The following is a 20,260-nucleotide window of genomic DNA, read 5'->3' as shown; positions in this document are numbered from 1 at the left end:
CAGACGGCACGCATCATGCCGCGCGCAGATCCTGCAGCAGCGTGCCCTGACGCAGCGTTTCTTCTTCGTGGTCGCGATCGCGCCAGGTTTCCTTCAAGCCCGACGCATACCAGTTGCGCATGGAAGGCAACGCCAGCATGCGCTGCACATACGCTTGAGAAGCATCGTCGATGGTGAGTTGGTAGCTTTGGATGCGGAACGTCACCGGTGCATAGAACGCATCGGCCGCGGTGAATGCGGGGCCGGCGAGATACGGTCCACCGAATCGCTGCAGCCCTTCGTTCCACAGTTCCTGCAGGCGGGCGATATCGCGCAACAGCGCGGGTGATATCGCGTGCAGTTGCAGCCGGATGCCGCAGTTCATCGGACATTGCGAGCGCAGTTCCTGAAAGCCGGCATGCATTTCCGCTGTAACGTTGCGCGCCCAGGCCCTGGCGCGCGCATCAGATGGCCATACGCCGGGATGGTGCTCAGCCACGTATTCGGCAATGGAGAGCGATTCCCACACCACCGTATCCCCGTCGTGCAGGCAAGGCACTTTGCCGGTGGGTGAAAACTCGCGAAACACTTCCCAGCTTGATGAGGTGCCGCTCTGAAACGGCACGAGCCTTTCCTCGAAGGGAATGCCTAGCTCCGTCAGCAGCACCCATGGGCGCAGCGACCACGAAGAGTAGTTCTTGTTGGCGATGTACAGCGTGTACATGAATTCAACACTCCTTGGCAGTAACCGTTTCGGTCGGCAAAGCGGGCGCCGGTGCGCGCCGCTTCGCATTGGCCAGGGCCACGCCGCCCACCGTGATCGCTCCGCCCACCAGCGTCAGCCAACCCGGCTGCTCACCCAGCCACACCCACCCTATCAGCACCGCAATCGGCGGCGAGAAATAGATGAAGCTGGAAACCTGCGAAGCCGATGCGCGCCGCAACGCCGCGTTCCAGGTGAGATAACCCAAAAAGGTCGGTGCAATGCCAAGCCATACTAGCGCGGCGATATGCGTCCACGGTGCCACCACCAAAGCATGCGGCAGCCCCAGGCCGAACGGCAGCGAGCCCAGCGTGCCGGCCAGGAAGGCGAACGTGGTGACGCCGATCATGTCGTTGCGCACGAACAGCGGCTTCTGCCCCACGAAGAAAATCGCCGAGGCGAGCACGCTCACCAGCACCAGCGCAGCCATGGGCTGAAAGCGCACTTCCTTGCCGCTCGTGAGCACCACCAGCACCACGCCGAACAGCGCCACGCCCAGGCCCATCACCCGACGCGCACCAATGCGCTCGCCGATCCAGAACGCTGAAAGCGTGGCGGTCGCGGCCGGTACCAGTGAGATCAGAATCGCCGCCGTGCCGCTGGCGATGCGCGTCTCCGCGTAATTGAGGCACAGGTGGTAAACGGTAAGGCCGATCACGCCGAGCAGAGCGAGCTGCGGCCAATCGCTGCGCCTCGGCAACGGCGTGCCCCTTGCCCACATCAATAAAACGAAACACACGGAGCCGATGAAGAGTCGCGCTAGCGCCACTTCGCCGGGCGTAAACGAAGCCAGCGCATAGGCGATCGCAGCATAAGCGGACGACCAAGTGATCAGCGCAATGGCAATGTAGATGAGCGCGCGCCCATCAAGGCGTTCGGTAGAGTCCATGATCGATCCCGTAGGAAAGTAGGAATGGGGAAGCAGGAATGAGGGAAATCCTAGTCTTGAGACGGCGACTGATGAATAATGGATCCGAAGTCCATCCCCATGTTTCGCCGTCGAACGAAATATTGACCATGCATATGACCTACGAATCGAAACCCAATTGGGATGCCAAGGACTGGCAACTGCTGGAAGCCCTGCAACACGATGCACGCACGGGCTACGCCGAACTGGGCCGCAAGGTCCGCCTTTCCGCACCCGCCGTGGCCGAACGCGTAAAACGCTTGGAAGAAGCCGGCGCCATCACCGGCTATCGCGCCGTGGTCGATCCCAAGCGCCTCGGCTTCGGCATCGAAGCGATGGTACGCCTGCGCTGCGACGGCGGCATCTGCGCGCGCATCGGCAAGATTGTTGCGGACGTACCGGAAGTGCTGGATTGCCGCCGCCTCGCCGGTGAGGATTCCGCCCTGCTGCGCGTGGTGGCGATGTCGATCTCGCATCTGGAAGCAGTGCTCGACCGCCTGCTCAAGATCCACTCCAGCATCAGCACCACTACGTTGATCGTGCTGCAGACGCCGCACGCCAATCGCTCCATCACGCGTGCCATGTGGGACACGGCGCGCGCATTGTCGAACGACTGAGCGCCATTCATTTCGAACAGCAAGGACCACGGAAGCATCATGCGCACGATGTACCCCGAGATCGAACCCTACCGCACGCATCGCATCGCGGTGGATAACCGGCACACGTTATACGTCGAAGAATGCGGCAATCCACAAGGCTTGCCCGTGATCTTCCTGCACGGCGGTCCCGGTGCGGGCCTGTCGCCTTATCACCGGCGCTTCTTCGATCCGGCGCGTTACCGCATCGTGCTATTCGATCAGCGCGGCGCGGGGCGCTCCACGCCATTCGCCGATCTCACCGACAACACCACTTGGCATCTCGTGTCGGATATCGAGGCGATTCGCGAGCAATTGAGTATCGAGCGCTGGGTCGTATTCGGCGGCTCCTGGGGTTCCACACTGGGACTGGCGTATGCGCAAACGCATCCGGAACGCGTACTCGGCCTGGTACTGCGCGGCATCTTCCTGTGCCGTCCGGAGGAAATCCGTTGGTATTACGAAGAAGGCGGTGCATCGTGGATCCTGCCGGAAAAATGGCAGCGCTATGCCGCGACCATTCCAACCGAAGAACACGGCAACATGCTTGAAGCCTACTGGCAGCGCCTGACCAGTGACGACGAACAGGTAAGACTGCACGCAGCCACCGCCTGGGGCGCATGGGAAGGCGGCGGCATCACGCTGGAAGAATCCCCCGAGACCGAAGCCAGTTTCGCCGCACCGGAAGTCGCACTGAGCCTCGCGCGCATCGAAGCGCATTATTTTCGCAACGGCGCCTTCTTCGAACCGGATCAGTTGCTACGCGACGTAAGCAAGCTACGGCATATTCCCAGCGTCATCGTGCATGGCCGCTACGACATTATCTGTCCGGTCAAGAACGCCTACGACCTGGCCGCTGTCTGGCCGGAAGCGGAATTCCACGTGGTGCTGGCCGGCCACGCCGCGTCGGAACCGGCGATTGTCGACGTGCTGGTAGAGGCGACGGATCGGCTTGCCGATCGTTATTGCTGAGTGCAACAGGCAAGAAGCGGATAGTCGCGCAACAAGGTTTTCAACATAGTTGATCCATGTACGCCAGAGGTCTGTTTCGATGCTTACCCTGTTCGACTACCCCGCTTCGGAAAATGCCTGGAAGGTGCGCCAGCTGCTGCATCACTTGCGGCGCCCTTACCGCACCGTGAAGCTCAGCATCTTCGAGGGCGAAGGCCGTACCGAAGACTACCTGCGCACCAGCCCTACCGGCACAGTGCCGGCGATCCAGCTCGATGATGGCCGCACGCTGGCCGAATCGAATGCCATCCTGTTTTTTCTGGCGACGGACACGCCGTACTTGCCAGACGATGCTTTCGGGCGGGCGAAAGTGCTGCAGTGGCTGAGCTTCGAGCAGGAGCGGGTGGAATCGGTGATCGGCTCGCTGCGTTACTGGACGCTCACCGGCAAATTGGAAAAGCGCGCGCCTGTCCTTGTGGAGATGAAGCGCAGCACCGGGGAACGCACGCTGCAGATCCTCGATCGCGAACTGGCTCAGCGCCCGTTCCTCACCGAGCACGGCTACAGCATCGCGGACATTTCCGTGTTTGCCTACGGCAGTCACGCGGAAGAAGCCGGCTTTTCACTGCAATCCTATCCGCATGTTCGTGCGTGGATCGCGCGAGTGAAGTCGCAACCCGGCTTCCTGGCGACCATGCACCCCTATTCGGACGACCCGCACAGCAGCGGGGAGCTGCCTTAGCCAACCTCCGCCACAGGGCAGAAGCGGTGCGGCGATGGCATACTCGCCGCTCCCGATTTCCCATGGAAGCCGCACGATGTCTCCGCTTCGTACCTTGGCCCTTGGCGCGCTGCTCCTGCCGGTGGCGGCCTATGCCAACGATCCCTACTCCTATGCCGAACCTGATGAGGTGCGCGTCACCCATCTGGACCTGAAGCTCAAGCTCGATTTTCCACAGCGCAAGCTGGATGGCCGGGCCACGCTGACACTGGACTGGAAGGATCCCAAGGCCAACGCATTGGCGCTGGACACGCGCGATCTGAACATCGCGAGCATCGAGTCGGTCGACGCCAATGGCAAGAGTTCGCCGTTGCAATACGCGCTGGCACCGCGTGACAAGCAGCTCGGTAGCAAGCTCACCATCCAGGCGCCGCAGCATCCGCATGAAGTGCGCATCGTCTACAGCACCTCGCCGAGTGCCACCGGTCTGCAGTGGCTGCCGCCCGCGCAGACGGCGGACAAGAAGCAGCCTTTCATGTTCTCGCAATCCGAATCCATTCACGCGCGCTCATGGGTGCCGCTGCAGGATTCGCCGGCGATCCGCTTCACCTATAACGCCGAGGTGATTGCGCCGAAGGACACGCGTGTGGCGATGAGCGCGCCAAACGATCCCAGCCATGCACTGAGCGGCGATTTCAGCTTCAAGCAGACGCATCCGATTCCTTCCTACCTGCTGGCGATTGCGGCCGGCGACCTGGCAGTGAAGCAAACCGGGCCGCGTTCGGCGGTGTACGCGGAGTCTTCGGTGGTCGGCAAGGCAGCGCACGAATTCGAAGACACCGAGAAGATGATCCAGACCGCAGAGAAGCTGTACGGCCCGTATCGCTGGGGCCGCTACGATCTGCTGGTGCTGCCGCCGAGTTTTCCGTACGGTGGCATGGAAAATCCGAACATGACCTTCGCCACACCGACCGTGCTGGTGGGCGACAAGAGCCTGGTTTCGCTAGTGGCGCACGAGCTCGCGCATTCCTGGTCCGGCAACCTGGTGACCGCTGCGTCGTGGCGCGACATCTGGCTCAACGAAGGCGTCACCACGTACGTGCAGGGCCGCATCACCGAGGCACTGTACGGCACGCGCCAGGCAGATGAGGAAGCGTTGCTTGACATTCACACCCTGCAGCGAGAAGTAGGCGAGCTACCAGCGAACGCGCAGCGATTGGCGCCGGAGCCGGGCAAGATTGACGCGGACGATACGCTTTCCGACGTCGCCTACAACAAGGGCTCATGGTTCTTGCGCACGCTCGAGCAGCGCTTCGGCCGCGACACCTTCGACAATTACCTGAAGGGCTACTTCAATCACTTCGCCTTCCAGAGCATCACGATCGAACAGATGCTCGACTATCTGAAGCCGAACTTGATCGACAAATACCCCGGCAAAATGAGCTGGGACGAAGTGAAGGAGTGGGTGTACGGCCCCGGCATTCCCAAGAACGCGCCGATTCCCGATTCGCCGCGCTTCGACGCGATCGACAAAGAACGCGCTGCCTTCCTCGCCGACACGCTGGACGCCGATAAGCTCGATGCGAAGGACTGGAACACGCAGGAATGGATGTACTTCCTGGACGGCCTTCCGGATGCACCACCTCTGGCCAAGATGCAGCAGCTCGATGCGGCTTGGCATCTTACCGGCACGCCCAACGCGGAAATCGGCATGCGCTGGTACGTGCATGCGATCGCTGCCGGCAACAAGGCCGCTTGGCCGGCTGCCGCAGAACATATGACGCGCATCGGCCGCCTGTATCTCACCATGCCGGTCTATCGCGCCTTGAGCAAGACACCGGACGGCCTGGCGTTTGCCGAGCAGGTGTACGACAAAGCGAAGAGCGGCTATCACCCGCTGACACAGCAGGCGGTGGAAGCGTTGTTTGCGAAGGCTAGCAAGCACTAAATCGTTCGGCCCCTCTCCCTCCGGGACAGGGGTTGGGGTGAGGGTTCGGGCAGCGCGCGATGTTGATGGTTTCGACAAGATGTCATCATCGCGCTACGGTCGCACCCTCATCCGCCCTTCGGGCACCTTCTCCCGGAGGGAGAAGGAATAACTACAAGCATCTGGCAGATACCCATGAGCGCACCTCTTTCAAATTCCAGCCGCCCCCTCTGGCAACGCCTGCTGATCCGCCGCCTTAAATTCCTCGGCATCATCGCCGCGTTGATTATCGTGGTGCTCGGCGGCAGCTACCTGTTCGCGCCGCAATGGTTGCTCACCGCCAATACCTGGCGCGAGGCCATGAATGCGCAGTTGGAAAAACGCACGGTGCAAGCCGGTGATACACACTGGGTGTATTACGAAGGCGGCCAGGGTCCCACCATCGTGCTGTTGCACGGCTTCGCGGCGCGCAAGGAAGTGTGGCTGAAGGTGGCACCGCAGCTCACAGCGCATTTCCATGTGGTGATTCCCGACCTGCCCGGCTGGGGCGAGTCTTCGCGCAACCCGGGCGCCAGCTACAACATCGACAATCAGGCCGACCGCCTGAACGATTTCATCCAGACCCTGCATCTACAGCACGCGCTGATCGTGGGTCATTCGATGGGTGGGGCCATTGCCGGTGTGTACGCCGCCGAACATCCGCAGGACCTCGCGCAACTGGCGCTGATCGATTCGTTCGGCCTGAAGTTCAAGGAGAATGACTTCGCCAAGGAAGCCATGAGCGGCAAGAATCCGTTCGACTTCGACGACCGCGCCGGCTTCCTACGCGCCAATGCGCTGGCCTTCGAACACGTGCCCGATATCCCCGGCCGCTTCATCGATGTGTTCGTACAGGACAACGTCAAGAACCGCGCCTTCATCGACAACACCTTCAACGAACTGCGCGATAACTCGCAGGTGCTGTCGCTGCAGACCAGACTCGACAAGCTCACCATGCCAGTGCTTGGCATGTGGTGCCATGACGACAAGATCATCGACATCTCAGCACTGGAAAGCCTGCGCACCGGCCTCACGCATGCACCGTCAATTAGTACCAGCATCTTGAACGGCTGCAATCATATGCCGCAGATGGAGAAGCCGCAGGCGTTCGCGCAGGTGCTGACAAGCTTCATGCTGGCGCATTGATATGCAGGTGTTTGAGGGCTCCTGCCATTGCGGCACAGTATGCTTCCGCGTAACGGCAGCCGTTACCGAAATCACTACCTGTGACTGTTCGCTGTGCAGCATGCGCAATGCCTTGATGCTCAAGGTGCCCGAGCAGGCGTTGACGCTGCTGCAGGGCGAACAATCGCTCACGCTGTATCAGTGGAATACCCGGCGCGCCAAGCACTACTTCTGCAAACACTGCGGCATCTACGTTTTTCATCGCAAGCGCGCAGCGCCGGATCACTTTGGCGTCAATGTGTTTTGCCTGGAAGGCTTCGATCACGCGTCGGTACCTGTTCGCGCCACTGAGGGTGCGAATATGACGGTCGAGGATCCGGACGCACGCGTTGAGTGGCCCGGTCCTCGCACAACCTAGGATAGGTTGGAATGAGCATCTGCGAACCCACGTCATCGCGCGATGATGTTGAGGTTCGCACGACCAGGCAATGTACAAAAGTTAGGCCTTGGCCGCGGCGCACGCGTCGTTGACCGGGTGATCAGGCTTTTCATGTAGCAGGCGGCGCGTGACGCCATTGGTCCAACCGAAGCCGTCCTGCAAGAAATATTCGCCGCCGCAACCGCCCACGGCGCGGCCTAGCGGCGCCGTCAGCACGTATTTCTCGACCAGCTTGCTCTCCCGCTCGTACAGGCTGCCCACGGTGTGCAGCCAGCGGTGGGCAATGTCTTCGGCCAGTTCGTGCAAGCCGTACTGACGCAAACCGTGTATCGCCAGCCATTGCAGCGGCGCCCAGCCGTTCGGCTTGTCCCATTGTTCGCCGGTTTCCATTTCGGTGGCACCGAGTCCGCCTTCGTCAAGCAGCCTGGTACGTAACGCTTCGGCGACACGCAACGCTTGCACCCGGCTAGCAAGGCCGACATAGAGTGGTGTGCTGGCTGCAGCGTTGAGTGCCATGCGCGGTGCGTGACACTGCCAGTCGTAATCGAGGTAGCTGCCGGCCACTTCATTCCATAGCAGGCGATCAATGGCGTCGTGACGCGCCTGCGCACGCGCCTCGAAGGCATCTGCCTGCTTGTGCTGGCCGTCGGCGCGGCTGAGTTCGGCGATCTGCCGCTCCAGCTTGTATAGGAAGGCGTTGAGATCCACTGGCAAGATCGCCGTTGTGCGGATGGTTTCGAGCTTGCCGTCGTCGCACCAGCGCGAACTGAAATCCCAGCCGGATGCAGCGCCTGCGCGCAGGTCGCGATACACCTCGGCGCTCGGCCTTGGACTGCGGCTAGCGGTGGTGACGTCTTCCAGATGCGATTCTTCGCGCGGGATATCGCGATCATCCCAATAGCGATTGAGCAGACAGCCATCATCAAGCCGCACGCAATGCCGATACGCATCACCGGGTCGCAGCGCTTCGGCGCCGTCCATCCAGTAGTCGTATTCCTTGCACAACTGCGGCAGCCAAGTGATGGCTCCGCATACGCCGCGGTCTTCGAACAGCTCCACCATCAAGGCGAATACAGGCGGCTGCGAGCGGCTCAGGTAATAGGTGCGATTGCCGTTGGGAATATGCCCGTAGGTGTCGATCAAGTAAGCAAAATTGCTGGCCATGCAGTGGAGCAGATCGTGGCGCCCGCTTTCCGCCAGCCCGAGCATGGTGAAGTACGAATCCCAGTAATACAGCTCGCCGAAACGCCCACCGGGCACCACGTAGCAGTTCGGCAACGGCAGCAGCGACGACATGGCTGGATGCAAATCGGGGCTGCGCGTCAGTACGTCCCACAGGCCATCGATGTGTTTGCACAATGGTTGCCCGGGCACGGACACATAATGGCTGGCATGCACCTGCGGTGCTTCGAAGTGCGCATGCACGAATGCGGTGAGATCGAAATCGGGCTGTCCGCGCTGCGCGCGGTACAACGCCAGGATGCGTTCCGGCTCGCTTAGCGGCGCACAGTCGACGAAGGTTTTGCTATCGGGAAACACGCGCCCCATCTGCACGTCGACAAACAGTTCCTGATAACGATCTGCCGGTGTCAACCTGTCGGCGGGCGTCACGCCTGCAGGTAGGGTGTGCATGCTTGCGAGAGTCTGCTCGTTCATGGCCGGGATTCGCTCAACATGGCGTCCATGCATCGATCGAACGCCATGTTCCAAGTGCACAAACTACGGCGCAAGCCGTCGCCACAGCGTCAAAGCACCCAGGGCACTAGGGCTTTTACGTGTTGCATGTAGTTGCGGTATTGATCACCGAAGAGTTCGCACAACCAGCGTTCTTCAAGCCTTAGCTTGCGCCAGAACGCGATGGCGACGAGCGCGGTGGCGACCAGCGTATGCCACTCGCCGATGGCCAATGCAGTGCCGAAGAAGGCGAGCAGCAAACCGGTGTAGATTGGGTGTCGCACGAAACTGTACGGACCGCGCACGATCAGTTCATGATCCTGCTTGAGCTGCACGATGGCACTCCAGTTTCGTCCCAGCACCACGCGCGCCCAGCAGGTGAAGGCCAGACCGATCACCGTGAGGGTAAAGCCCAGCCACACGATCCATGCCTGATCCGGCACAAAACGTTCGTTGAGGAAGCTGCCGTTCAACCATGGGTACCTGCGCAACAGCAGTACCGCCAGGATGATAAGCAACACATGCCTGCCCCAGCGCGAACTGCGCGATTCGACACGGACGGCTGGCTTGACGCGCAGCGCGCTGATGCCCCAGTACGCCAGCCAGAGCATCCATACGCCGCTGAACCATGGACTGAGTACCGTTGTCATCGCGCGCATTTATGCCTGTTGTGGCAACACGGCTCGCATCGGATGGAACTCGAAACGGAAGCCGCGCTCGGCCTGGATGACGGGATCGCCATCGATCAATGATTCGGGCGCAACGCTTTCTGGAAGCTGCATGACGAGCACGCGTACGCTGTCGCTGGGTCCATCACGGGACCGAACACCACGACATAGCCTTTGTGCATCTGTTCGCGCCAGTAATCCACGTGCGCTTTCATCAACACGCCTTCCTCAGGCGTGATGTCGGCGGGAAATGTAACGCGTGGCCCATGCAGCTTGCAGAAGAAATAATGCATGTCATTCATCCTGAAAAACTGCTTTCTGTCGCCTTAAGACATAGCGATCAATCGGCGACGTCGGCGATCAATCGATCCAGTTCAGCCTTCAGCATCGCGCCGTTCTGGCGCAGCCAATCGCGCTGTTCGCGCCAGTCCGGAAAGATCGATTCCACGTGCGCCCAGAAGCGCGGCGAGTGATTGCGTACTTTCAGATGACACAACTCGTGCGCCAACACATAGCGCAGAGCCGCGGGTGGCGCGAGCGCGAGCGCAAGATCCAGGTTGATGCGATCTCGCGTATCCAGGCTGCCCCACAAGCTCTTCATTGGACGAACGCGCAAAGCCGTCGGCGCAAGACCGAGCTGCGGCACGTAACCGGCAAGCCAGCGCGATACGTCGCGGCGAATCTGCGTTTCGAAATACGAAGCAAGCAGGCCGCGCGCGACTGGCAAGGCGCGACTGTGCGGACGCGGGATCTCCAGCGTGATGCCGCCGTCATGGGCGACCACGCGCGGATACGCGCCTTCGTCCCAATCGAGCGTGGTGATTTCGCCGCGCAACGGAAATTCGACCGGTGTGCCGACGCGCAGCGACGGTAGCGGTTCGATTACGAGATTGAGTTCGCCGAGCTTCTTCTCCAGCCAGTCGGCGTTGTGACGCAGAAACGCGTTGACCTGCGAAGGATGGGTGCCTTGCGGATAAGTGATGCGCGCACCCTTCGTCGACACCGTCAGACGCAGCCGTCGCGCCCGCGGGTGCGAAGCTTTCAGCACACGAATGGTATTGCCGCTGGGTGTTGCCAACTCCAGCCAGTCGCCGTCGAGATACGCCATGGGTCCTGCCTTTCAATACTGCTCCCAGGCCGCGGGGAGGGCTTGGGCACGGGCAGAATGTGGGGTGCCGAGGCTTCGCGCAAGGGCTTTTTTGCGCTTACTGCGGGAAGCCCGGTCTAGCGCGCGTCTCAGGCGGGATGGGACGGCCTGCCGCCCCCTCTCCCCTCCCGGGAGAAGGTTTGGGGTGGGGGTCAACCTCACCGGACTACCTGTCTTGGGCGGGAATTCGGGGGACATATAGCCGGGATCTTGCCATGCTTCCCCGCAAGCCTTGGCCCCTTACCCTAGCCCTCTCCCCGGATGGGAGAGGGAGCTGGATCGCGCGAAGTTACTCGGGCCGCGGCAACCCGAACCACTCTTCCAGCTTGCCCAGCAGACGTTCCAATTCCAACGTCAACAATGCGAAACGGGCATCCATTTCAGCCGCAGCATCCTGCTGACCGTCGCCCAGCTCATCGATCACCGCGTCGAGGAATTTCAGCTTGCGCAACACTAGATCCTCGCCGAGCACGAAGCTGATGCGATCGTCGAACACCAAACCAAGCTGGAAGACCTGCTTGCCGTTGCGCAGGTGTTCCTTCACTTCCTCGGCATCAAGATCCTGACGACGGCAGCGCGCGATGGCGCCGGTAGCCGTGGCGGGATCACGCAGTTCGCATTCGTCGCCCAGCACCAGGCCGCCCGGCAACTTGCCGCTGGCGAGCCAATCGGTCATCAGCACGCGCGGGCCTTCTTCAGGCGCAAGCGGCACGGCGGGGAAACTGCCGAGCGCCTCGCGCACTTGAGTAAGCGCGTTTTCCGCACTCTTGCGACTGGCGGTGTCGAGCACCAGCCAGCCGTTCTTGCGATCGACGTAGGCGGACATGCGCGAGCTGCGCACGAAGGCGCGCGGCAGCAGTTCGGTGAGCAGGTCTTCCTTGATGCGCTTGCGCTCGCGACCGCCGACCTTGCGGCCTTCTTCTTCGGCGATCTTTTGCACCTTGCGCTGCAGTTCGTCGTTCACCACGGCGGCGGGCAGCAGCTTTTCTTCGCCGCCCACGGTGATGAGCGTGCAGGCGTTCACGGCGTGTGTCATTGGCGCATCGTCGCCGCGGCCGACTGGCGGCACGAAACCGCGCGTGGCCATTTCCAGCGGACCGCACGGACGCAGGCGATGTTCGCCCAAGGCTTCATCGAGGCGTTTCAGGTCTTCGGCAACGGAGGGAGAAAAGCGGAACAGCGTGAGGTTGCGGAAAAACATGCAAGTTCCAATGAGGTTTGCCCCTCCCCCTGCTTGCAGGGGGAGGTTGGGAGGGGGTGAATACTTGCGGGAAAGCTTGAGGCTAGTACTCACCCCACCCCAACCCTCCCCTGCAAGCAGGGGAGGGAGTGGTTATAGGCAGAATGGAGCAACTCAACGAATGACGGCGGCAACTGCAGCAACTACGTTATCGAGATTGTTGCGATTCAACGCCGCCACGCAGATGCGCCCCGTGCCGATGGCGTAAATCGCATGCTCCTCGCGCAAGCGATCCACCTGCGCCTTGGAGAGGCCCGAATACGAGAACATGCCCGCCTGCCTCTGGATGAAACCAAACTGCGGTGCACCGTTCGCGGCGAGTTTCTGCACCATGCCGGCACGCATCGCGTGAATGCGCTCGCGCATCTCGGTAAGTTCCTGCTCCCACAGCGCACGCAGCTCGGCGCTGTTGAGCACGCCGGCCACCAGCGCTCCGCCGTGCGTGGACGGGCTGGAATAAATGGAGCGAATGATGCGCTTGACCAGCGACTGCACGCGCAGCGCTTCCTCTCGCGTAGCGCCGACAACCGACAGCGCGCCCACGCGTTCGCCGTACAGCGAGAACGACTTCGAATATGAGTTCGCCACTACGAAGGAATCGATGCCCGATTCGGCGAACAGACGCACCGCAGCAGCGTCTTCGTCGATGCCCTTGTCGAAGCCCTGGTAGGCCATGTCGATGAAGGGCAGCAAATTGCGATCCTTCACCACCGCAACGACTTGCTTCCACTGCTCGACGGAAAGATCCACGCCGGTGGGGTTGTGGCAGCACGCATGCAACAGCACCACGGTGCCCGGCTCCAGCTTGTTGAGATCGGCCAGCATGCCTGGAAAATCCAGCCCGTTCGTGGCGGCATCGTAGTAGGCGTAATCCACCACTTCGAAACCGGCCGCGTTGAACACTACACGATGGTTTTCCCAGCTCGGGCTGCTGATGGCCACCTTGGCATTGGGCAGCGCTTTCTTCAGCAGTTCCGCGCCCACGCGCAGCGCACCGCTGCCGCCGATAGTCTGCGAGGTGGCCACACGGCCAGCCGCCAGCAGCGGCGATTCCGGTCCGAACACCAGCTTCTGCGTGGCCTGCGTATAGGCAGGCAGACCGTCGATGGGCAGATAGCCGCGCGGCAGGGATTCTTTCGCCAGCGCTTCTTCCACTTGGCGTACGGCGCGCAGCACGGGAATACGGCCGCTTTCGTCGCAATAGATGCCCACGCCCAGGTTGACCTTGCCGGGACGCGAATCAGCCACGAAAGCTTCGGTGAGGCCCAGGATCGGATCGCCTGGGGTCATTTCAACGGATGCGAAAAAGGACACGGTTCTACTCAAAAAGTGGAAGAAGAAATTTAGACGTCCAGACGTCCACCTGAAATCTAATCAGTTGTTCTCGCCATCGCTTCCCGCCAGCCAGCCGTGAGTGTCGGCGCGCTTAGCGCCTTCCTGCGAACCGAGCTCGGCGAAATCGAACAGCTTGCGATCAGCCAACTGCGAGGGTGCCGCATTACCCAGCGCGCGAAACATGGTTTCGCTGCGCCCGGGATACTGGCGCTCCCAATCCTGCAACATGCGACCGACCGACTTGCGCTGCAAGTTTTCCTGCGAGCCGCAAAGATTACAGGGAATGATCGGAAACTGCTTGTGCTCCGCGTAGTCAGCGATGTCACTTTCCTTGCAGTACGCCAGCGGACGTATCACCACATGACGCCCGTCGTCCGAACGCAGCTTGGGCGGCATCGCCTTCAGGCTGCCCTGATGGAACAGATTGAGGAAGAAAGTGGCGAGGATGTCGTCGCGATGATGGCCCAGCGCGATCTTGGTAACGCCGTTGTCCGCCGCCCAGTGGTACAGCGCGCCACGGCGCAGGCGTGAGCACAGGCTGCACATGGTCTTGCCTTCGGGAATCACCCGGGTGACCGTGCTGTATGTGTCCTGCTCGATGATATGGAACGGTACGCCGCGCTCGGTGAGGTATTGCGGCAATACGTGTTCGGGGAAGTCCGGCTGCTTCTGATCCAGGTTCACCGCGATCAGTTCGAAACGTACCGGCGCCTTGGCCTGCAACGACAGCAGGATGTCGAGCATGGTGTACGAATCCTTGCCGCCTGACAGGCACACCATCACCTTGTCGCCGCCCTCGATCATGTTGAAATCGGCAATCGCCTGACCAACCTGATGGCGCAGGCGCTTGGCCAGCTTAGCGGCTTCATAGGCGCGCTTACGGGCGAGATCAGGTGGAGTGGCCTCAAGATGGGCGGACATGGGCGGGCACGGCTACGACAGGCGAGCACGTATTGTAGCCGGCCGGGCACGGGGAACGGGACGCTTCACGCTGGCCGCTCCCGCCGTCTGTCCCCAGGCGCGCTACAATTTACGTCCTTACCGCCCTCCTTTTCGCGATTGCCGACATGCAGGCTCAGGATCCCGCCCAGATCGCCCATCTCTTGGCCGAATTGCGCCAGGAACATCGCGACCTGGACACAGCCATCCAGCAGATGTCCACCTCGATCGGTGTCGATGAGCTGCAGATCACCCGCATGAAGAAGCGCAAGCTGCTGTTGAAGGACGCCATCGCGCGGCTGGAAAGCAAGCTGATTCCGGACCTGGATGCCTGAAGAACGGGGAACGGGGAACGGGGAACGAATGATTCTCGTAAAGCCGACTTTGGTTGTAAGCCATCGTTTGAAGACTTTTCCCTAAAGCGTTTTCCCCGTACTGTCTCTATTCGCGCGCGCCTCATGGTCCCCGCTCCCTGTTCCCCATTCCCCGCTCAATAACCATGCCCACCCTCACGCCTGTCCGCCTCGAAGACGACCACGTCCTGCTTGAACCCCTTGGCCTGCATCACGTGCCCGAGCTTGAAGCGGCCGCAGCCGATGGGGAACTCTGGAATCTGTGGTTCACCAGCGCGCCAGCGCCTGGGCAGGCCCGCGCCTATATCGAGAAGGCGCTGGAAGGTCTTGCCGCCAACCTCATGCTGCCGTTCGCGGTGCGTGAGAAAAGCAGCGGCGAGATCGTGGGCACCACGCGCTTCTACGATTTCGCACCGGAACTGCCGCGCATCGCCATCGGCTACACCTGGTATGCGAAGCGCTGGCAGAAGAGCCATCTCAACACCGCCTGCAAGCGGCTCCTGCTCCAACACGCCTTCGAAGGGCTCGGCTGCGTGGCGGTGGAGTTCCATACTGACCACCGCAATCTCGATTCGCAGCGCGCGATCGAGCGCTTGGGCGCACACAAGGACGGTGTGCTGCGCGCTCACAAGCGCCGTCCGGACGGTACGCTGCGCGACACGGTGTGCTACTCCATCCTCGCCGGCGAATGGCCCGACGTGCAGCGCTGGCTGGGCATGCGACTGGCACGTCTGAGCGCACAAGCGAGCGACTGACTCTAGCCATCGTCCCACAAGGCGTAACGAAGCCCCTCGAGCTTGTCCAGTGAACATCCCTATCCCTGGAGCATTTCGTCCAAACACCTGCATGGTTTCGAATGAAACAACATCGTTGCGATTGAAACCAACTTTCCGCGAGTGCTTGATACATATGGACGTTTAGCCATCCAAATTTGCCCGAATAGACAATTCGGAAAATTTCTCATAAAAAAATAGTTGACACGTTTGCTCGACTGCCCTACGTTCGACGACATGCCGCAGCGCAACAGCCACCGCTACACGACCCGTGCGATTCGTCCCCCGACGATGACGGACGTGCTGCCGTTCGCCGGCCTCCTTCTTATTTCCCTTGTACTCGTACTCCTCATTACCAACGGAGGTGCGGGCTGAGGACGCGTGTCAAGGTAAAGCAAAACTAACCTAGATACCCCAAAGAACCCCGCACCCGAACAGGATGCGGGGTTTTTTATCGCCCCTTTCCGACCCAAAACGGAGCCAGGCATGAATTCCCAAACAGCACAACCGAACGACACCAGTGAAGGTGGCGACAGCGCCGAAGATCGCGTACGTATCTTCGACACCACCCTGCGCGACGGTGAACAGGCTCCCGGTTTTTCCATGGACCGGCGCGCCAAATTGTGCATGGCACAAGCCCTGGAAGCGTTGGGCGTGGACATCCTGGAAGCCGGTTTTCCACAGGCTTCACCGGATGATTTCGCTGCGGTTGAAGAGATCGCGCGAAGTTTGCGCAACACCACGGTGTGCGCACTAGCGCGATGTCAAACCGGCGATATCGACACCTCCGCACGCGCCTTGGAACGCGCACACCGATCACGCATTCACCTGTTCCTCTCCACCAGCCCGCTGCATCGCGAACACAAGCTCGGCATGAGCAAGCAGCAGGTTCTGGATACCGCCGTCGCCTCCATCGAACGCGCACGCAAATACTGCGCAGACGTGGAATTCTCCGCCGAAGACGCGCTGCGCACCGAACCGGAATTCCTCGTCGAAGTCTTCAGCGCCGCCATCGCCGCTGGCGCCACCACGCTCAACGCGCCCGACACCGTGGGCTACACCACGCCTTCCGAGATGGTCGAGCTGTTCACCTACCTGCGCAAGAACGTGCGCGATGCGCACAAAGCCGTGTTTTCCACGCACTGCCACGATGACTTGGGCATGGCCGTTGCTAACAGCCTCGCTGCCGTGAGCGCCGGTGCGCGCCAGGTGGAATGCACCATCAACGGCATCGGCGAGCGTGCCGGTAATGCCGCGCTGGAAGAAATCGTGATGGCGCTGAAAGTTCGCGCGCCGCATTTTGGCATCGCTACCGGCATCGACACGCGCAAGCTGTATCCCACTTCGCGCCTACTGACTCAGCTCACCGGCCAAGTGGTCCAACGCAACAAGGCGGTGGTCGGCGAGAACGCCTTCGCGCACGAATCGGGCATCCATCAGCACGGCATGCTCAAGCATCGCAGCACCTACGAAATCATGCGTCCGCAGGATGTGGGCATTGCCGAAACCACGCTGGTGCTGGGCAAGCATTCGGGCCGCCACGCGTTGCGCCAACGGCTGGAAACACTAGGGCACACGCTGGACGACGAAGCCATGGAGAGCGTCTTCAAGCACTTTAAGGCGTTGGCCGATCGCAAGCGCGACATCCGCGACGAGGATCTGGAAGCGCTAGCCCTGGGCCTGGATCCGGACGCGACCGGCCCGTGGCATCTGGTGCAACTCAACACCAGCTCGCACCTGGGTGGCAACGCCTCGGCCAACGTGAAGCTGGGTCACGAAGACGGCCGCGAAGTGAGCGAAGCCGCCATCGGCGATGGCCCCGTGGACGCCGTGCTACGCGCGATCGAGCGCGCCACCGGCACCGACATGGTGCTGAAGCGCTTCCAGGTACGCGCGATGAGCGAAGGCGGCGACGCACAAGGCCACGCGCAACTCACCGCGCGCCATGCCCAGCGCGACTGGCAAGGCAGCAGCGTCAGCACCGACATCATCGAAGCGACGGCGCACGCCGCGCTCGCCATTGTCAATCGCATCGAGCGACAGGCTCGCGATAACAGCGCCGATGCTTCCGTACTCCAAGGAGCAACAGCATGAGCACGCCCTTCCTTTGGCATAACGGCCGCATCAAGCCCTGGGCCGAAGCCACCGTCCACGTCAGCACGCACGCCTTGCATTACGGCTCGTCCGTATTCGAAGGCGAGCGCGTGTATGCCACGCCGGAAGGGCCGGCCTATTTCCGACTCGCCGATCACACGCGCCGTCTGTTCGAATCGGCGCGCGTGTATGAGATCGAGATCGGCTATAGCGAAGATGAGATCAACGAAGCTTGCCTGGAACTGATTCGCGCCAATCGGATGGCATCGGCTTATGTACGACCGATTGTCTTTCGCGGCGCCGGCGGGCTCGGCGTTCTCCCCAGGGACGGCGCGCCCGTCGACGTCGCGATCATGGCTTTGGAATGGGGCGCCTACCTCGGCGAAGCTGCCGAGCGCGGTGCGGACGTATGCGTGTCCTCGTGGAACCGTCCCGCACCGAACACTTTCCCGAGCTGGGCCAAGGCCGGCGGCAATTACCTAAGCAGCCAGCTGATCGGCCTGGAAGCGCGCCGCGGCGGCTTCGATGAAGGCATCGCGCTGGGCTGCAACGGCTTGCTGAGCGAAGGTGCTGGCGAAAACCTGTTCCTGGTCAAACGCGGCAAGCTGCTCACGCCGCCGTCGAGCGCCGGCATCCTGGCCGGCATCACGCGCGACACCGTAATCACGCTCGCTAATGACATGGGCTTGGTCGTGGAAGAACGCGACCTGCCTCGTGAGGCGCTGTACAGCGCGGACGAAGTGTTCATGACCGGCACCGCAGCGGAGATCACACCGGTGCGTTCGGTGGATCGCAAGAAGGTCGGCAGCGGTACACCCGGTCCGATCACGCGTGCGCTACGCGATGCGTTCTTCGGCCTGTTTGAGGGCCGCACCCAAGATCGCTACGGCTGGTTGACCCACGTTTCTGCGGTCGTCCCTGACCGCGAAGATCAAAAAGCGGCCATCCATGGCCGCACTCCTCACCAAGAGCAGCAACCGGCAATGAAGGTGACCGCATGAGTTCACGGACGCTATTCGAAAAAATCTGGGACGCTCACGTGGTAGCGCCCGAATCGGCCGATACGCCGGCCGTGCTGTACGTCGATTTGCACTTGGTTCACGAAGTTACCTCGCCGCAGGCATTCAGCGAACTGCGCTCGCGTGGTCTGAAACTGCGTCGCCCGGATCGCACGCTGGCCACGCTCGATCACTCCACACCTACTCTGCCTGCTGCAGCGAACGGCGAGCGCCCGTATGCGAATGCCGAAGCGAAAGCCCAGGTCGCGCAGTTGGAAACCAACTGCCGCGAATTCGGGGTGCAATTGTACGGCTGGGACAGCAGCGACCGCGGCATCGTGCACGTGATCGGTCCTGAATTGGGCGCCACGCAGCCGGGCATGACGATCGTCTGCGGCGACAGCCACACCTCCACGCATGGAGCGTTCGGTGCGCTGGCGTTTGGCATCGGCACCACCGAAGTCGGCCACGTGATGGCCACGCAGTGCCTGCTGCAGCGCAGGCCGAAAACCTTCGCGATTCACGTCGACGGCAAGTTACCGCGCGGTGTTGGCGCGAAGGATCTGATCTTGCACATCATCGGTGAGATCGGTGTGGATGGCGGCACCGGCTACGTGCTCGAGTACCGCGGCGAAGCGATCGAAGCACTGTCGATGGAAGAACGCATGACGGTGTGCAACATGTCGATCGAAGCGGGCGCACGCGCTGGATTGATTGCGCCGGATGAAACCACTTTCGCCTGGCTGAAAGGCCGTCCGCGCGCGCCGCAGGGCGCAGCATGGGACGTCGCCGTACAGCGTTGGCGCGACCTGCGCAGCGACGAAGGCGCGAGCTACGACCGCGAAGTGCGCTTCGACGCCAGCAAGATCCGTCCCACCGTCACCTACGGCACGCATCCAGGTATGGCGATCGCGATGGACAAGCCCGTGCCCGCCGCGCGCAACTCAGTGGAGCAGCGCGCGCTGGATTACATGCAGGCGAAAGCGAACCAGCCGATGCAAGGCATGGCGGTGGACGTGGTGTTCATCGGCAGCTGCACCAACTCGCGTCTGTCGGATCTGCGCGAAGCGGCTAACGTGATGCGCGGTCGGCATGTCGCCAAGGGCGTGCGCGCGCTGGTTGTGCCCGGCTCTGAAGCCGTGCGCCGCGATGCGGAGAAAGAGGGCTTGCACGACGTGTTTCTTGCCGCGGGCGCCGAGTGGCGCATTCCGGGCTGCTCGATGTGCATCGCCATGAACGGCGATCTGGCGCAGCCAGGCCAACTGGTAGTGAGCACGTCCAACCGCAATTTCGAAGGCCGCCAGGGCAAGGGCGCACGCACCGTACTGGCCAGTCCCGCGACGGCTGCCGCTTCGGCCATCGCCGGCACGATTGCCGATCCTCGTGAGTATTTGACGGAGGTGGCGGCATGAGCGCGATCTCACTCCCTCTCCCCTCCGGGGAGAGGGCTGGGGTGAGGGGCCAACCTCGCCACGCGCTTCATGCGAAGCGCTCCCCCTCACCTCAATCCTCTCCCCAAAGGGGAGAGGAGGCCCGCTTTGCTGGAGCTTTCC

The 20,260-nt window shown here is 61.7% G+C and carries 20 protein-coding genes; 11 read left to right on the top strand and 9 right to left on the bottom strand.

Translation table 11 applies throughout. The annotated features are described in order from the left end of the window. Window positions 1-13: 13 nt before the first annotated feature. Entirely contained in the window at window positions 14-703 is a 690-nt protein-coding gene (locus tag ISP18_RS19335; protein WP_380011239.1) for a glutathione S-transferase family protein, read from the bottom strand. A 4-nt stretch (window positions 704-707) separates the two neighbouring features. Next, entirely contained in the window at window positions 708-1,631 is a 924-nt protein-coding gene (locus ISP18_RS19330; RefSeq protein ID WP_380011236.1) for a DMT family transporter, read from the bottom strand. A gap of 128 nt (window positions 1,632-1,759) precedes the next feature. Here ISP18_RS19330 and ISP18_RS19325 point away from each other — a divergent pair, with 128 nt between their 5' ends. The 6 genes from ISP18_RS19325 to ISP18_RS19300 all read left to right on the top strand — a co-directional run bounded on the left by ISP18_RS19325 (window position 1,760) and on the right by ISP18_RS19300 (window position 7,465). Next, window positions 1,760-2,266, top strand: coding sequence for an Lrp/AsnC family transcriptional regulator (locus ISP18_RS19325; RefSeq protein ID WP_380011233.1), 507 nt, complete (start codon window positions 1,760-1,762; stop codon window positions 2,264-2,266). A 39-nt stretch (window positions 2,267-2,305) separates the two neighbouring features. Then, window positions 2,306-3,256 carry a prolyl aminopeptidase gene (pip, locus tag ISP18_RS19320; protein ID WP_380011230.1) on the top strand — a complete coding sequence of 317 codons (951 nt, stop codon included), beginning with the start codon at window positions 2,306-2,308 and terminating at the stop codon, window positions 3,254-3,256. Window positions 3,257-3,335: 79 nt separating this feature from the next. Next, window positions 3,336-3,977: a glutathione S-transferase family protein gene (locus tag ISP18_RS19315; RefSeq protein WP_380011227.1), complete on the top strand. Its 642-nt coding sequence runs from the start codon at window positions 3,336-3,338 to the stop codon at window positions 3,975-3,977. 76 nt (window positions 3,978-4,053) lie between these two features. Continuing rightward, complete coding sequence (locus tag ISP18_RS19310) at window positions 4,054-5,904, top strand: M1 family metallopeptidase (RefSeq protein WP_380011225.1); 1,851 nt, start codon at window positions 4,054-4,056, stop codon at window positions 5,902-5,904. A 174-nt stretch (window positions 5,905-6,078) separates the two neighbouring features. Beyond that, complete coding sequence (locus ISP18_RS19305; protein WP_380011222.1) at window positions 6,079-7,068, top strand: alpha/beta fold hydrolase; 990 nt, start codon at window positions 6,079-6,081, stop codon at window positions 7,066-7,068. A gap of 1 nt (window position 7,069) precedes the next feature. Next, the gene (locus ISP18_RS19300; protein ID WP_380011218.1) at window positions 7,070-7,465 is read left to right on the top strand and encodes a GFA family protein; all 396 of its coding nucleotides are present in this window, start codon (window positions 7,070-7,072) and stop codon (window positions 7,463-7,465) included. A gap of 81 nt (window positions 7,466-7,546) precedes the next feature. Here the strand turns inward: ISP18_RS19300 and treF are convergent, their stop codons facing one another. From treF to ttcA, 7 genes are all read right to left on the bottom strand, one after another. Further along, window positions 7,547-9,142, bottom strand: a complete 1,596-nt coding sequence (treF, locus tag ISP18_RS19295; RefSeq protein ID WP_380011215.1) for an alpha,alpha-trehalase TreF — start codon at window positions 9,140-9,142, stop codon at window positions 7,547-7,549. Between the two features lie 89 nt (window positions 9,143-9,231). Further along, on the bottom strand, window positions 9,232-9,819 hold the full coding sequence (locus ISP18_RS19290) for a methyltransferase family protein (RefSeq protein WP_380011212.1): 588 nt from the start codon (window positions 9,817-9,819) through the stop codon (window positions 9,232-9,234). Window positions 9,820-9,905: 86 nt separating this feature from the next. After that, window positions 9,906-10,121, bottom strand: coding sequence for a hypothetical protein (locus tag ISP18_RS19285; protein WP_404559534.1), 216 nt, complete (start codon window positions 10,119-10,121; stop codon window positions 9,906-9,908). A gap of 47 nt (window positions 10,122-10,168) precedes the next feature. Then, window positions 10,169-10,936, bottom strand: a complete 768-nt coding sequence (locus tag ISP18_RS19280; protein WP_380011208.1) for a M48 family metallopeptidase — start codon at window positions 10,934-10,936, stop codon at window positions 10,169-10,171. Between the two features lie 328 nt (window positions 10,937-11,264). Continuing rightward, entirely contained in the window at window positions 11,265-12,176 is a 912-nt protein-coding gene (locus ISP18_RS19275) for a recombination-associated protein RdgC (protein WP_380011205.1), read from the bottom strand. Between the two features lie 153 nt (window positions 12,177-12,329). After that, complete coding sequence (locus ISP18_RS19270) at window positions 12,330-13,529, bottom strand: amino acid aminotransferase (RefSeq protein WP_380011202.1); 1,200 nt, start codon at window positions 13,527-13,529, stop codon at window positions 12,330-12,332. A 60-nt stretch (window positions 13,530-13,589) separates the two neighbouring features. Beyond that, the gene (gene ttcA, locus ISP18_RS19265) at window positions 13,590-14,471 is read right to left on the bottom strand and encodes a tRNA 2-thiocytidine(32) synthetase TtcA (RefSeq protein ID WP_380011199.1); all 882 of its coding nucleotides are present in this window, start codon (window positions 14,469-14,471) and stop codon (window positions 13,590-13,592) included. Window positions 14,472-14,617: 146 nt separating this feature from the next. Here ttcA and ISP18_RS19260 point away from each other — a divergent pair, with 146 nt between their 5' ends. The 5 genes from ISP18_RS19260 to leuC all read left to right on the top strand — a co-directional run bounded on the left by ISP18_RS19260 (window position 14,618) and on the right by leuC (window position 20,119). Continuing rightward, window positions 14,618-14,824: a YdcH family protein gene (locus tag ISP18_RS19260; RefSeq protein ID WP_380011196.1), complete on the top strand. Its 207-nt coding sequence runs from the start codon at window positions 14,618-14,620 to the stop codon at window positions 14,822-14,824. Between the two features lie 164 nt (window positions 14,825-14,988). After that, on the top strand, window positions 14,989-15,597 hold the full coding sequence (locus tag ISP18_RS19255; protein WP_380011193.1) for a GNAT family N-acetyltransferase: 609 nt from the start codon (window positions 14,989-14,991) through the stop codon (window positions 15,595-15,597). 504 nt (window positions 15,598-16,101) lie between these two features. Continuing rightward, window positions 16,102-17,709, top strand: coding sequence for a 2-isopropylmalate synthase (locus ISP18_RS19250; protein WP_380011190.1), 1,608 nt, complete (start codon window positions 16,102-16,104; stop codon window positions 17,707-17,709). Continuing rightward, entirely contained in the window at window positions 17,706-18,710 is a 1,005-nt protein-coding gene (locus tag ISP18_RS19245) for a branched-chain amino acid transaminase (RefSeq protein WP_380011187.1), read from the top strand. The genes ISP18_RS19250 and ISP18_RS19245 overlap by 4 nt, the downstream gene beginning before the upstream one ends. Then, window positions 18,707-20,119, top strand: coding sequence for a 3-isopropylmalate dehydratase large subunit (leuC, locus tag ISP18_RS19240; protein WP_380011184.1), 1,413 nt, complete (start codon window positions 18,707-18,709; stop codon window positions 20,117-20,119). The genes ISP18_RS19245 and leuC overlap by 4 nt, the downstream gene beginning before the upstream one ends. Window positions 20,120-20,260 lie beyond the last annotated feature (141 nt).

Origin of the sequence: Dyella humi (assembly GCF_044904605.1) — a bacterium.
Classification (GTDB): Bacteria; Pseudomonadota; Gammaproteobacteria; order Xanthomonadales; family Rhodanobacteraceae; genus Dyella_B; species Dyella_B humi.
This window is presented reverse-complemented; position numbering and strand designations above follow the sequence as displayed.